The sequence below is a fragment of the Sedimentimonas flavescens genome, from assembly GCF_025154035.1.
Classification (GTDB): Bacteria; Pseudomonadota; Alphaproteobacteria; order Rhodobacterales; family Rhodobacteraceae; genus Rhodobacter; species Rhodobacter flavescens.
Genome location: NZ_JAOALJ010000002.1, coordinates 319,683 through 333,828 on the forward strand (window position 1 = coordinate 319,683; position 14,146 = coordinate 333,828).

Here is a 14,146-nt window from a genome sequence, read left to right on the forward strand (position 1 = left end):
GCGGGGAACTCCCCGCCCTTTTCCTTTCAGCCTTTCGCATCCTCAAGCATCATCTGCGCGGCCTTCTCGGCGATCATCATCACGGGCGCATTGGTGTTGCCCGAGGTGATCGTCGGCATCACCGAGGCATCGGCGATGCGCAGCCCCCGCAGTGCCTTCAGCCGCAGGCGCGGATCGACCACCGCACCCGTGTCCGAGCCCATGCGACAGGTGCCCACCGGGTGGAAGATGGTGGTGCCGATCTCTCCCGCCGCGCGCACGAGGTCTTCCTCGGTGCGGTAGTCGGGACCGGGCTTGTATTCCTCGGGCGAGAACCGGGCAAATGCGGGCTGCATTGCAATCTCGCGCGTCAGGCTGATCGCGCGGGCAGCGACGCGGCGGTCGCCCTCGGTGCTCAGGTAGTTCGGCGCAATCACCGGCGCCGTGCGGAAATCCGGGCCGCGCAGATGGACATGGCCACGGCTTTCGGGGCGCAGGTTACACACGCTGGCCGTCATCGCCGGGAAGGGGTGCACCGCATCGCCGAACTTATCCAGACTGACCGGCTGGAGGTGGTATTCCAGATCCGCCGTCTCCTTCTCGGGGAAGGAGCGGGTAAAGATCCCCGCCTGGCTCGGCGACATCGACATCGGGCCCGAGCGAAAGAGCGCATATTCTGCCCCGATCATCGCCTTGCCGAACAGCGAATTCGCCATGGTATTGAGCGTCTTGACCCCGTTCACCTTGAAGATCAGGCGCAGTTGCAGATGGTCTTGCAGGTTCTCGCCCACGCCCTCGACCTCGGCCACCGGCGCGATACCGTTCGCTGCCAGCACATCGCCGCGCCCGATACCGGACAGCTCAAGGATCTGCGGCGAGCCGATGGCGCCTGCCGCCAGCACAACCTCGCCTGCCTCAACCTCATAAGGCGCGTTGTCACGCTGGTAGCGCACCCCCGTCACGCGTCCCTCGCTGATCAGCAGGCGTTCGACCTGCGCCTCGGTGATGACGCGCAGGTTCGGGCGGCCAAGCGCGGGCTTGAGGAACGCGCTTGAGGCCGACCAGCGCCAGCCGCGCCGCTGCGTGACATGGAAATACCCGCCGCCCTCATTATCACCCCGGTTGAAATCGTCGGTGCGCGGAATGCCGGCCTGCTCGGCCGCCGCAAGAAAGGCGTCGAGCACATCCCAGCGCACGCGCGCCTCCTCAACCCGGATCGCGCCGCCCGCGCCATGCAGATCCGACGCGCCGCGGTAGAAATCCTCCTGTGCGCGAAACAGCGGCAGGATGTCGTCCCAGCCCCAGCCGCTACAGCCAAGCTGCGCCCAATGATCATAGTCGCGGGCCTGCCCGCGCATGTAGATCATGCCATTGATCGACGAGCACCCGCCCAGGATCCGCCCGCGCGGATAGATCAGCGAACGGCCGTTCAGGCCCGGGTCTGCCTCGGTCTTGAAACCCCAGTCGGTGCGCGGATTGCCGATGCAGTAAAGATAGCCCACCGGGATGTGCACCCAATGGTAATTGTCCTTACCCCCCGCCTCGAGCAGCAAGACACGGTTGCGCGGATCCTCGGACAGGCGATTTGCCAGCACGCAACCCGCGCTGCCGGCCCCTACGACGATGTAATCGTAACGCTCCATCGCTTCCCCCGGTCGCATCCGTCAAGCGACGACGCTTTGACTTTTACAATGGATAACGCGTTGGCAACCGCACCCCATACACACAATAATGCAAAACACCCATTGCAGAACCGGGCGAATGCAGGCGCAGCATGGGCCGCGCCCCCTTGCATCCCCCCCGCCCCCTCGCATTATGGCGCGACCCAAAGGCCCCGGACCCGATGTTTCTGTATCGCTTGCTTCTTGCCCTTGCCCTGCCGCTGCTGCTGATGCGGCTGGTCTGGCGCGTGCTGCGCGGTCAGGAGAGCCTTTCGGACCTGAACGAGCGTCTGGGGGGCGGCCCCGACAGCCCCACGCGGGCGATCTGGCTGCATGCCGCCTCGAACGGGGAACTGGCCTCGGCCAAGCCTCTGGTCGAGGCGATGCTGGCGCAGTCGCACAGTGCGATCCTGATCACCACGAACACCGTTACCGCGCGCACGCTCGCGCAGGGATGGGGGCTGCCCCGCGTCTCGGCGCGGCTTGCGCCGCTCGATGCGCGCTGGATGCTGAAGCGGTTTTTGGGGCGCTTTCAGCCCGAGGCACTGATCGTGGTCGAGAATGAGCTGTGGCCGAACCGCCTGACCCTGACGGCGCAGCGCGGCGTGCCGATCATCGCGGTGGGTGCGCGTATCTCGGCCCGCTCGGCGCGGCGCTGGCGCAAGATCGGGCTGGGACCGCGCCTGATGAAGTCGCTGACCGCACTTTCGGCGCAGGATGCCGCGAGCGAGGCCGAGTTCCGCGCGCTCGGCCTCCCGGCCCGCAACACGCTGGCGCGGCTGAACCTGAAAACCGCCGTCGCGGCCCCGCCCCCGCGCGAACGCCTCGACTGGCCGCGCGCGGCGACCGTGCTGGCGGCCTCGACCCATGAGGGCGAGGAAGAGATCGCCCTGGCCGCCTTCGCCAAGGCCCGCGCGCTGAACCCGGCACTGCGCCTGATCATCGCACCGCGTCACCCCCGCCGCGCCGCCGAGGTCGCCCGCGCGATCGAGGTCGCCGGGCTGCCCTACGCGCAACGATCGAAAGGCGGGGCCCCGGTGCAGCCGGTCTATCTGGCCGATACGATGGGCGAGATGGCCAATTGGTACGCGAGCGCGGGCATCTGCCTGATCGGCGGCACGCTGGCCCCCAAGGGCGGCCATACCCCGTTCGAGCCCGCGGCCTATGGCTGCGCCCTGCTGCACGGCCCCGATATCGCGAACCATGCCGAGGCCTTCGCAGCGCTCGATACCGCAGGCGCTGCCATTCTGATCACGCCCGACACCCTTGCCGATACGCTGGTCAGCCTGGATGCCGCACGACAAGCCCAGATGGCGCAGGCCGCCACCGCTGCGCTTGGCGCGCTAAGCACGACCGACGGCGCTACGCGGCTGGCGCAAAGCGTGCTCGGGCGGATCGGCTCGGCGCAGGGCTAGCTTGCATTCGTGCCCCCATCCCTTATGTGGTAGCCTATAGCGATAGGTGCCCAATGATCCGCTACACGCTGAAATGCGAGACCGATCACAGCTTTGACAGCTGGTTCCAGTCGGCCGAGGCTTTCGACAAGCTTCTGGCCGCGGGCATGGTTGCGTGCTCGGTCTGCGGATCTTCCAAGGTCTCCAAGGCGCTGATGGCACCCTCGGTTCAGCCCGCCCGCAAGGCCGCCGAAAAGCCCGAGGCACCACTATCCGCACCGCAGGGCGAGGTCGAGCAGGCGCTGGCGGCCATGCGCCGCCATGTCGAGGAAAACTCGGACTATGTCGGGATGAACTTCGCCGCCGAGGCGCGCGCGATGTATGACGGCGACGCGCCCGAGCGCGCCATCCATGGCGAGGCGAAGCTAGAGGAGGCCAAGGCCCTGCTGGAGGACGGCATCCCCGTTGCGCCCCTGCCCTTCCTGCCACGCCGCAAGACGAACTGACCTGCAACCCTATGATTTGACTTGAACCTCCGAGCGATTGCGTCATCTTCGGAGGAAATCACCATGCGGCCGGCACAGGGGAGCAACTGTAATGAGCGTTCTGATCACCGGAGCAAGCCGCGGCATCGGCGCCGCTCTGCTGGAGCATTACCGCGATATCGGAAAGGCTGCCTTCGGCACCGCGCGCAATCCCTCGGGCGATTTGCTGCCGCTGGATGTCACGCTTCCCCAAAGCCATCAGGCGCTTGCGCTGCGGCTGAACGGGCTGCCGATCGATCTGCTCGTGTGCAACGCCGGGATCTACTCCGACAAGGGCCAGACGCTGGACACGGGCTATCGCACCGCGCTCTGGTCGCAGTCCTTCGCGACCAATGTCACCGGCGTCTTCCTGACGATCCAGAGCCTGCTGCCCAACCTGCGCGCCGCCAAGGGCAAGATCGCGATCATCTCCTCGGCGATGGGCTCGGACGAGCGTGCGCCGGGCGGCAGCTATATCTACCGCGCCTCGAAGGCCGCCGCGCTCAACCTCGGGCGCAACCTGGCCACCGATCTGCGCGCCGAGGGCATCGCGGTCGGCATCTATCACCCCGGCTGGGTCAAGACCGACATGGGCGGCCCCGGCGCCGAGATCAGCCTGGCGCAATCCGTGAGCGGCCTTGCGGCGCGCCTCGCCGCCCTCGACATTTCCACGACGGGATGCTTCGAGAGCTACGACGGAACCCAGATTCCGTTCTGAGCGGGCCGTGAAGCCTCTGGCCTTGGCCGCCCAAGCGCGCTAAACCCCCGCAAAACCGGTAAAAGGACGGGAAAATGGCGCGCCATCTGATCACCTCGGCAATTCCCTATATCAACGGCATCAAACACCTGGGCAACCTTGTGGGCTCGCAGTTGCCGGCCGACCTGTTCGCGCGCTATCTGCGCGGGCGTGGGCATGAGGTGATGTACATCTGTGCCACCGACGAGCACGGCACCCCGGCCGAGCTCGCCGCCGCCAAGGCGGGCAAGGATGTCGCCGACTATTGCGCCGAGATGCATGACGTGCAGGCCGAGATCGCGCGCGGCTTCCGCCTGTCCTTCGATCACTTCGGGCGCTCGTCCAGCGCGCAGAACCGCGCGCTGACCCAGCATTTCGCCCGCGTTCTGGCCGAGAACGGGCTGATCCGCGAAGTCACCGAAAAGCAGATGTATTCGGTGGCCGATGGCCGCTTCCTGCCCGACCGCTATATCGAGGGCACCTGCCCGAACTGCGGCTATGAAAGCGCGCGCGGCGATCAGTGCGACAATTGCACCAAGCAGCTTGACCCGGTCGATCTGATCAACCCGCATTCGGTGATCTCGGGCTCGACCGAGCTTGAGATGCGCGAGACGAAGCACCTGTTCCTGCGCCAGTCGGCGATGAAGGACAAGCTTTCCGAATGGATCGACAGCAAGGCCGACTGGCCGGTGCTGACCACCTCTATCGCCAAGAAATGGCTCAATGACGGTGACGGGCTGCAAGACCGCGGCATCACCCGCGACCTCAGCTGGGGCGTGCCCGCGCAATTCGACGGCGCGCCGTGGCAAGGCATGGAGGGCAAGGTCTTCTACGTCTGGTTCGACGCCCCCATCGAATATATCGCTGCAACGCAGGAATGGGCTGACAAGACCGGCGGTGACTGGGCGCGCTGGTGGCGCACCGACAAGGGCGCCGAAGATGTGACCTACACCCAGTTCATGGGCAAGGATAACGTGCCCTTCCACACGCTCTCGTTCCCGGCGACGATCCTTGGCTCGGACGAGCCCTGGAAGCTGGTCGATTACATCAAGTCGTTCAACTACCTGAACTATGACGGCGGCCAGTTCTCGACCTCGCGCGGGCGCGGCGTGTTCATGGATCAGGCGCTCGAAATCCTGCCCTCGGACTACTGGCGCTGGTGGCTGCTGAGCCACGCCCCCGAAAGCGCCGACAGCGAATTCACCTGGGAGAACTTCCAGACCTCGGTGAACAAGGATCTGGCGGACGTTCTGGGCAACTTCGTCAGCCGCATCACCAAGTTCACCCGCTCGAAATTCGGCGAGGCCCTGCCCGAGGGCGGCACCTGGGGCGAACGCGAAGAGGCGCTGATCGTGGAACTCACCACCCGCGTGCGCGAGTATGAGCGCCACATGGACGACAAGGAGGTCCGCAAGGCCGCGACCGAATTGCGCGCGATCTGGGTGGCGGGCAACGAATACCTGCAATCGGCCGCGCCCTGGACCGTCTTCAAGACCGAGCCCGAGCAGGCCGCAGCGCAGGCGCGCCTCGCGCTGAACCTGATCCGGCTTTACGCGGTGCTTTCCGCGCCCTTCATCCCGGACGCAACCGACACGATGCTTGCTGCCATGCAGACCGAGGATCGCTGCTGGCCCACCGATGTGCGCGCCGCGCTTGAGGCCCTGCCCGCAGGCCATGCCTTCACCACGCCCGAAGTTCTCTTCCGCAAGATCACGGATGAGGAACGCGAGGACTGGCAGGTCCGTTTCGCCGGCAAGCGCGAGTGATCGAGCAAGGGGGCCACGCGGCCCCCTTGCTTTTTGCCCCGCCCCCTTTGCATCGCCCGCCCCTTTGCCCCATCATCGGGAAAACGGAGGCGTAAATGACCCATTGCATCCTGATCGGGGCCCCGGTGGACAGCGGCCAGAAACGCGCAGGCTGCCTGATGGGCCCGGCGGCCTATCGCGTTGCCGGGCTGGCGCAGACGTTGCTGGCGCTAGGCCACGGGGTCGAGGACCGGGGCGATGTGAGCCCCGCTCCGCGTGATCCGGTGCCCCATGCCAACCCGGCGGTGCATCATCTGGCTGAGACCATCGGCTGGACCGAGGCGCTGAGCGAGGCTGGCTCGGACGCCATGGCCAACGGGTTTCCGATCTTCATGGGGGGCGATCATTCGCTCTCGCTCGGCTCGGTTGCCGGGGTAGCGCGGCACGCAGTACGCGTGGGGCGGCCGCTGTTCGTTCTGTGGCTCGATGCACATACCGATTTCCACACGCCCGAGACGACGCAAAGCGGCAATCTGCACGGCACGCCGGTGGCTTATATCGCCGGGCGCCCCGGGTTTGACGATTTCCCGCCCTTCCCCGCCCCGGTGCCGCCCGCCAATATCTGCATGTTCGGCATCCGCTCGGTCGATGAGGCGGAGCAATCGGCACTGATGCCCGAAGAGGTCGAGATCAACGACATGCGCGTGCTGGATGAACGCGGCATCGGCGCGCCGCTGCGCGAGTTCCTGGCCCGCGTTGAAGCCGTGAACGGGTTGCTGCATGTCTCGCTCGACGTCGATTTCCTCGACCCGACCATCGCGCCCGCCGTGGGCACCACCGTCCCCGGCGGCACGACGTTCCGCGAGGCGCATCTGGTGATGGAACTGCTGCATGAATCGGGGCTGGTGACCTCGCTCGACCTGGTCGAGCTGAACCCCTTCCTCGACGATCGCGGGCGCACCGCGCGGCTGATGGTCGATCTGGTTGGCTCGCTGATGGGCCGGAAGGTCTTCGACCGGCCCACCCGCAGTTTCTAAGGCTCAGGCGCCCGCGCGGCGGGCCTCGATCTCGCTCAGCGCCGGGTTGTCATCCATGGGCGCCGGGGCAGCCGCCACAACGGGTTTGGTGCGAAAGTAATAGGCCTCGCGCGCACCGAAATAGAAGCTGACGATCGCGCCCAACAGCCACCAAAGCGGTTCGGGCACGTGGTTGAGGCCCACCATCCGGCGCGAGAACCCCTCGGGGTCGATCATCGCATAGACGAAAAGCCCAAGCGTGCCGAGCGCGAGCATCGGCCGGGGCATCCGGTTTAACCCATTGACGAAACGATCAAACAGGCCCGGGCGGACGTATTGGAACTCGGCCCCGTGCTCATCCAGCGCGGCGCGGTAGGCATCATGCGCCGCTTCCATCTTCTTGGTGGCATTGGGCACGAAGACCTCGGCCACGGTCGCGGCGGCATTGCCAAGCGCGGTGGTGGTGGCCGAGCCACCGACGACTTTCTCGATCAGGCCCATTTCGCCACCCGTGCCTTGTGATCCGCGTCGCTCAGGTGAAAGCGCGGCGAGATGAACTCTTCCGCGCGCAGGATCCAGCCGCCCTTGGCGCCCTTGCGGGTGGTGGCGTATTTGCGCGACGCCGGACGGCGGTCAGCCAGTTGGTAGTAATAATTTCGCCGCGCGATGCCATAGGCATCCGCGATCAGGTCGGGCGCACTGTCGGCGGCCGCCTGCGCTGCGCCCAGTGTCTGCGGCCCCAGCACCCCATCGACCGCCACGGCATGGCCCATGCGGGTCAGCAGGCCTTGCAGAACGCGGATCGCGTTGGCCCCGGCATTGACATACATATCGAAGACGCTGGCGCGCAGCGCCTCGGGCAGGCGCGCAAGGCCCGGCCCCTCGTAGTAATGCTGCACGAAGATCTCGACCGCCTTCTCGCGGCTCAGCGCGCGCACATCGGCCCCGGTCACCCGGCCATCTCCGGTCAGGTCGATCCCGAGGCGCTGCATCGTGCCGATTGTCACGCCGTATTTCGTGGCCCCGCCGGGATCGTCGGGGTCATTCACATAGCCGCCCTCGCGGGCGACGATCTCGGTGGCGATTTCGGTGACTGATTTCATGGACATCCCCCAGACTTGGCCGGGGGATGGTCACGCGATCAGGTTAACGCCGCGCCGAGGCAGCGCGCGCTCAGGAACTGGGTTCCTGATAGACGCCCTGTTCTTTCAGCGCGTCCACGACTTCCTTGGGCATGTAGGTTTCGTCATGCTTGGCAAGGATCTCACTGGCGACGAAGACATCGCCCTCCATCGTACCGGTGCCGATCATGCCCTGGTTCTCACCGAACAGATCCGGCAGAACGCCGGTGAACCGCACCGGAACGCTCGCACCGCCATCGGTGACGCTGAAGGTGACGGTCTCGCCCTCGCCGCGTCTGATGGTGCCGGCCTCGACCAGACCGCCCAGACGGAACACCTCGCCCGGTTCGGGCGGGTTCTCGGCCAGCTGCGCCGGGGCGCGGAAGAAGTTGATCCCGTCGCGCATCGCATAGCCGATCATCGCGGTCGAAACCGCCAGCGCCACAGCGGCCACCAGCAGCACCTGGATGCGGCGCTTTTTCTTGAGGCTCTTCATTCGCGTTTCCTCCTCAATCTGCTGGCGGCCTTATCGGCCGCCCGCCGTTCCTGTTCCCTGACTTAAATCAAGGGAAGACCGGCGCGAGCATCAGACCCGCCGTCTCCTCAAGACCCAGCATCAGGTTGGCGTTCTGGATCGCCTGCCCCGACGAGCCCTTGGTCAGGTTGTCCAGCGCCACCATCACCACGGCTCGGCCCGGGATACGGTCACCGATCACGCCGACATGGACGAAATTGGAGCCTGCGATCGACCGCGTCGAGGGGAGTGCGCCGAAAGGTAGCACCTCGAGGAAGGTCTCATCGGCGTAACGTGCGGCCAATGCTGCATGAATCGCCTCCGGCTCGCCGCGGACATAGGCGTCCACAAGGATGCCGCGGTTGAACGGCATCAGGTGCGGCGTGAACTGGATACGCACGGGGCGGCCCGCCAAGAGGCTGAACTCTTGATCGAATTCGCCCAAGTGACGGTGCTTGCCGCCCGCCGAATAGGGCATGGTGCCGCCCGCCAGTTCGGCATGCAGCAGGTTCTCCTTAAGCGACCGACCCGCGCCCGAGACGCCCGCCTTGAGGTCGATCACAATCTCGTCAAGGTCGATCACACCCGCCTCGATCAGCGGCCGGACGGCGTATTGGCCTGCGGCGGCGTTGCAGCCCGTGCCCGCGCACAGCCGCGCTCCGCGAATCTCGTCGCGGTAAAACTCGGTGAGGCCATAGACGGCCTCTTTCTGCAAATCGACCGCCGAATGCGCCTTGCCATACCACTTTTCATACTCGGCCGGGTCGCGCAGACGGAAGTCGGCGGACAGATCGACGACCTTCAGATCGCGCGGCAACTCGGCGATCACCGCCTGCGAGGTCGCGTGCGGCAAAGCGCAAAAGGCCAGATCGACCTGAGAAAAGTCGATCTCCTCGATCTTTTGCAGATCGGGCAGGCCAAGGTGGCGCAGGTGCGGGAAGACATCCCCCATGCTCATGCCGGCCTTGCGGTCGCCCGACAGCGCGGTGATCTTCATCGAGGGGTGGGTGGCGATGATCCGGGCCAGTTCGGCGCCGGTATATCCCGAGGCGCCAAGGATCGCGATGTTCTGCGTCATGGGAATCTCCCTGCAAATCGAATGAGTTCAGGCGGCTTCGAAAGTGATCCGGCGTCGCAGGAACTGCGTCGCGTGGGTCGAGACCGAGGCCGGTTTGCCCGTGGTCAGGAATTTCGACACCTTGCCCGGCCCCTCGAACTCGGGGTGGCGGGTGAGGTAGTCGGTCAGGCTTTCCGCCACGAGGTTCGCCTGGCTATAAACGGTCACGTCGGGGCCCAACGCCTCCTGGAAAACCGTTTGCATCAGCGGGTAATGGGTGCAGCCCAGAATGGCGGCCTCGGGGTGCGGCATCCGGCGCTTGAGCGCCTCGACATGGCTACGCACCAGCGCCTCGGCGAGGATCTCGTCACCCATCTCGATCGCATCGACCACGCCGCCGCAGGGCTGCGCCTCGACATCCACACCGATCGCGCGATAGGCCAGCTCGCGCTGGAAGGCGCGGCTCGCAACGGTCGCGGGGGTGGCAAACAGCGCCACATGTTTGACGGCAACCTCACGCGGCGGGCTGTTGTCGCCCCATTTGCGCTCGGTCAGGGCCTCGATCATCGGCACGAAGACGCCCAGAACCCGTTTGTCCTTGGGCACCCAGCTTTCCTGCATGCGCTTGAGCGCGGCGGCCGAGGCGGTGTTACAGGCCAAGATCACCAGATCGCAGCCCTCGTCCCAAAGGCGTTCCACGCCCCTACAGGTCAGGTTGAAGATATCATCGGCATCGCGCACGCCATAGGGGGCGTGGGCATTGTCACCGTAATAGACGAAGGCCACATCGGGCAGCCGCTTGGAGACGGCATCATACACCGTCAACCCGCCGAGCCCGCTATCGAAAACCCCAACAGCCATGCCTGCCTCCCGCCCCTCAGGGTGCCCCGCGCGCGGCGGGGAATTGGCCCCTAATAAGCCCCCCGCGCGCGGAAATAAACGCCTGAAATCATTCCGCCGCGAGTTGTGACGGCGGAGCGCCCTGATCGAAGGCCGCCAGAAGCTCGGCCCGGCGCTTGGCAGCACGCGCCACCGCTTCGACCTTGACCGGGCCGAAGCCCCGGATCGAAAGCGGCAGCTCGGCCAATTCGCGCGCGATCTCGAGCGTCTCGGGGCGCACCAGAGGCAAAATCCGCGCCATATCGGCCTCGTATTCGGCGATCAGTGCGCGCTCGGTGCGGCGTTCCTCGGACCGCCCAAACGGGTCGAGTGCCGTGCCGCGCAGCCCTTTCATCCGTGCCAGCAGCCGGAAGGCGGGAATCATCCAGGCGCCAAAGCTGCGCTTGATCGGGCGCCCGTTCGGCCCCTCGCCCGCCAGGAAGGGCGGCGCGAGATGGAAGGTGGGTTTCAGATCGCCCTCGAATTCCTCGCGCGCCTTTTCCAGCGTTTCCAGATGCAGCCGCGCGACCTCGTACTCGTCCTTGTAGGCCAAGAGCTTATGGTAGCCCTTGGCAACGGACAGGCGCAGCTCTTGCGGAGCGCGGGCAACAAGCGCCGAGAAGCGCGTCGCAAGCGCGGCACCCTGATAAGTGGTCAGATGCGCTGCGCGGAAGGCGATTGGATCAGCTTCCGCCGCGGGTTCGTCATGCGCGATAAGCTTCGCGGCCGCTTCGGGATGCGCCTCGGCCCAACGGCCAAGCTCGAAGGCGCGCTTGTTCGCGTCTACCGCGGTTTCGTTCAACTCGATCGCGCGATGGATGGCAGCATGGCTCAGCGGCAGATAACCCGCCTGCCAGGCCGCCCCAAGCACGACCATGTTCGAGTAGATCGAATCCCCAAGCGCGCGGCGGGCCAGTTCGGAGGCGTCGAAGAAGCTCACCCGGTCGTGCAGCCGTGCTTCCAGCGCCAGCCGGAGTTGCCCCACCGGCAGTTGGAAATCGCGGTTGCGGGTGAACTCGCCGGTCACGATCTCATGCGCGTTGACGATGGCCCCGGTGCGCCCGGCGGTCATCAGACCCAGGGTCTTGGCCCCGGCGCTGACCACAAGATCGCCGCCGATAACGCAATCGGCCTCGCCCACCGCCACGCGAATGGCCGAGATATCCTGCGGCCGGTTCGCCAGTCGCAGGTGGATATGCACCGCCCCACCCTTTTGTGCGAGGCCGGCCATCTCCATCATGCCCGCACCTTTGCCATCGACATGCGCGGCCATGGCCAGCACCGCACCCACGGTGACAACGCCAGTGCCGCCGACGCCGGTGATCACGACGTTATGGGTGCCCCGGATCGCAGGCAGCGTGGGCTCGGGCAGGTCCGGCAGATCCAGCGCCTTGGGCTGGACCTTGCGCAGCTTCGCACCCGAGAGCGTCACGAAAGACGGACAAAACCCGTTCAGGCAGGAGAAGTCCTTGTTGCAGCTCGACTGGTCAATGGCACGCTTGGTGCCAAGCTCGGTCTCGACCGGCACGATAGAGACGCAGTTCGACTGCACCCCGCAATCGCCGCAGCCCTCGCAGACATCGGTATTGATGAAGACGCGCTTGTCGGGATCGGGGAAAGAGCCGCGCTTGCGGCGGCGGCGCTTCTCGGCGGCGCAGGTCTGGATATAGACGATGGCCGAGACGCCCTTGGTTTGCTCAAGGCGCTTTTGCACCACCATCAGCCCCGCGCGTTCGACTTTCTCGGCCTCGGGCGGGAAGCTGGACAGATCCAGATCCTCTTTCGCGTCATAAACAACGACGACCGGCTTCACGCCCATGGCAAGGATCTCGCGCACGATCTGCTGCGCGGTCAGCCCGCCCTCGTTCGGCTGCCCGCCGGTCATGGCGACAGCATCATTGAAGAGTATCTTGTAGGTGATGTTCACATCCGCCGCCAAGGCCGCCCGGATCGCAAGGCTGCCCGAGTGGTTATACGTCCCGTCGCCGAGGTTCTGGAACACATGCGGGCGGGTCGAGAACGGCGCCTCGCCGACCCAGTTGGCGCCCTCGCCGCCCATCTGGGTGAAGCCGGTCGTCTCGCGCCCCATCCATTGCACCATGTAATGGCAGCCGATCCCGGCATAGGCCCGCGCGCCTTCAGGCAGGCGGGTCGAGCTGTTATGCGGACAGCCCGAGCAGAACCACGGCACGCGAGTCGCGATCTCGGGGGCGTTGTCGGCGCGCCGAGCCTGCTCGATCCGCGCCAATCCGGCTTTGACTCCCTCGGTCGCGCGGCCTTCCTCGGAGAGTATCCCGGCGATACGCTCGGCAATGGTCATCGGATCGAGGGCAAAGCGGGTCGGGAACAGCTCGGCCCCGGTGCGGTCATGGTGCCAGCCCAGAACGCGCCGCCCCTTGCGGTTGTCAAAGATCGCCTCCTTGACCTGCACTTCGATCAGCTTGCGCTTTTCCTCGACCACGACGATCAGTTCGAGCCCCTCGGCCCATTCGTTGAACGAGCGCATGTCCATCGGGAAGGTCTGCGCGACTTTCCAGGTGGTGATGCCGAGGCGCTCGCATTCGGCTTCGGTCAGGCCAAGCAGGCTGAAGGCATGCACGAGGTCGAGCCAGTTCTTGCCCGCCGCGACAAAGCCGATCTTGGCGCCAGCGCGGCCGTGCATCCGCTTGTCCATCCGGTTGGCGCGGGCGAAGGCCTCGGCGGCGAAACGCTTGTAGTCGATCATCCGCGCTTCCTGCGCGACGGGCGTGTCGCCCAGACGGATGTTCAATCCACCCGGCGGCATCCTGAAATCGGGGGTGACAAAGCTCAGCCGGAGCGGGTCGCCATCGACGACTGCCGTCGCCTCGACCGTATCCTTCATCGTCTTGAGCCCCACCCAGACCCCGGCGAAGCGGCTCAGTGCCCAACCATAAAGCCCGAAATCGAGGATTTCCTGCACGCCTGCGGGGCTGAGCACCGGCATATAGGCATCGACCAGCGCCCAGTCGGACTGGTGCAGCACGGTCGAGCTTTCGCCCGTGTGGTCATCGCCCATCGCCATCAGCACGCCGCCAAGCCGCGAGGTGCCCGCCATATTGGCGTGGCGCATCACGTCGCCCGAGCGATCCACGCCCGGCCCCTTGCCGTACCACAGGCCGAAAACGCCATCATAGGCGCCCTCGCCGCGCAACTCGGCCTGCTGCGTGCCCCAAAGGGCTGTCGCGGCCAGGTCTTCGTTCAGACCGGGCTGAAAGCGGACCTGCGCGGCCTCCAGCTCGCGCCGCGCACGGCTCATCTGGATATCCACCGCGCCAAGCGGCGAGCCGCGATAGCCCGTCACATAGCCCGCCGTATTGAAACCCGCCGCGCGGTCGCGCGCGGCCTGCATCAGGACCAGCCGCACCAACGCCTGCGTCCCGTTCAACAGAACTGGATTCTTGGATAGGTCGAAACGATCCCTAAGGGACACTTCCTGCCCGCCCATTGTGCACCTCCCCTTGCGCCAAAGGCCTAAGGGAATGATAGGTCGGAAAAGCTG

Annotated in this window: 12 protein-coding genes; 5 read left to right on the forward strand and 7 right to left on the reverse strand. The window is 65.9% G+C overall.

The features are described from left to right. Positions 1-26 precede the first annotated feature (26 nt). Positions 27-1,622, reverse strand: a complete 1,596-nt coding sequence (locus tag N3C64_RS04920; RefSeq protein WP_218628993.1) for a GMC family oxidoreductase — start codon at positions 1,620-1,622, stop codon at positions 27-29. Positions 1,623-1,822: 200 nt separating this feature from the next. Between N3C64_RS04920 and N3C64_RS04925 the strand changes: the two genes are divergently transcribed. The 5 genes from N3C64_RS04925 (at position 1,823) to rocF (ending at position 7,076) form a co-directional block, all read left to right on the forward strand. Beyond that, positions 1,823-3,055: a 3-deoxy-D-manno-octulosonic acid transferase gene (locus N3C64_RS04925; protein ID WP_260012470.1), complete on the forward strand. Its 1,233-nt coding sequence runs from the start codon at positions 1,823-1,825 to the stop codon at positions 3,053-3,055. A gap of 53 nt (positions 3,056-3,108) precedes the next feature. Continuing rightward, positions 3,109-3,540, forward strand: coding sequence for a DUF1178 family protein (locus tag N3C64_RS04930; protein ID WP_260012472.1), 432 nt, complete (start codon positions 3,109-3,111; stop codon positions 3,538-3,540). Between the two features lie 91 nt (positions 3,541-3,631). Next, positions 3,632-4,276 carry an SDR family oxidoreductase gene (locus N3C64_RS04935; protein WP_218628682.1) on the forward strand — a complete coding sequence of 215 codons (645 nt, stop codon included), beginning with the start codon at positions 3,632-3,634 and terminating at the stop codon, positions 4,274-4,276. 74 nt (positions 4,277-4,350) lie between these two features. Beyond that, on the forward strand, positions 4,351-6,060 hold the full coding sequence (gene metG / locus N3C64_RS04940) for a methionine--tRNA ligase (protein ID WP_260012474.1): 1,710 nt from the start codon (positions 4,351-4,353) through the stop codon (positions 6,058-6,060). A 95-nt stretch (positions 6,061-6,155) separates the two neighbouring features. After that, positions 6,156-7,076, forward strand: a complete 921-nt coding sequence (gene rocF, locus N3C64_RS04945; protein ID WP_260012475.1) for an arginase — start codon at positions 6,156-6,158, stop codon at positions 7,074-7,076. Positions 7,077-7,079: 3 nt separating this feature from the next. On the opposite strand, the gene N3C64_RS04950 is transcribed toward rocF, so the two are convergent. From N3C64_RS04950 to N3C64_RS04975, 6 genes are all read right to left on the reverse strand, one after another. Continuing rightward, positions 7,080-7,556, reverse strand: a complete 477-nt coding sequence (locus tag N3C64_RS04950) for a holin family protein (RefSeq protein WP_260012478.1) — start codon at positions 7,554-7,556, stop codon at positions 7,080-7,082. Beyond that, entirely contained in the window at positions 7,547-8,158 is a 612-nt protein-coding gene (locus N3C64_RS04955; protein ID WP_260012480.1) for a holin-associated N-acetylmuramidase, read from the reverse strand. Before N3C64_RS04955 ends, N3C64_RS04950 begins: the two co-directional genes overlap by 10 nt. Before the next feature lie 70 nt (positions 8,159-8,228). Further along, on the reverse strand, positions 8,229-8,672 hold the full coding sequence (gene ccmE, locus N3C64_RS04960) for a cytochrome c maturation protein CcmE (RefSeq protein ID WP_218628687.1): 444 nt from the start codon (positions 8,670-8,672) through the stop codon (positions 8,229-8,231). A gap of 67 nt (positions 8,673-8,739) precedes the next feature. After that, positions 8,740-9,768, reverse strand: coding sequence for an N-acetyl-gamma-glutamyl-phosphate reductase (gene argC / locus N3C64_RS04965; protein ID WP_260012483.1), 1,029 nt, complete (start codon positions 9,766-9,768; stop codon positions 8,740-8,742). A 27-nt stretch (positions 9,769-9,795) separates the two neighbouring features. After that, positions 9,796-10,608 carry a glutamate racemase gene (locus N3C64_RS04970; protein WP_260012485.1) on the reverse strand — a complete coding sequence of 271 codons (813 nt, stop codon included), beginning with the start codon at positions 10,606-10,608 and terminating at the stop codon, positions 9,796-9,798. An 88-nt stretch (positions 10,609-10,696) separates the two neighbouring features. Continuing rightward, the gene (locus N3C64_RS04975; protein WP_260012487.1) at positions 10,697-14,092 is read right to left on the reverse strand and encodes an indolepyruvate ferredoxin oxidoreductase family protein; all 3,396 of its coding nucleotides are present in this window, start codon (positions 14,090-14,092) and stop codon (positions 10,697-10,699) included. Positions 14,093-14,146: the final 54 nt, after the last annotated feature.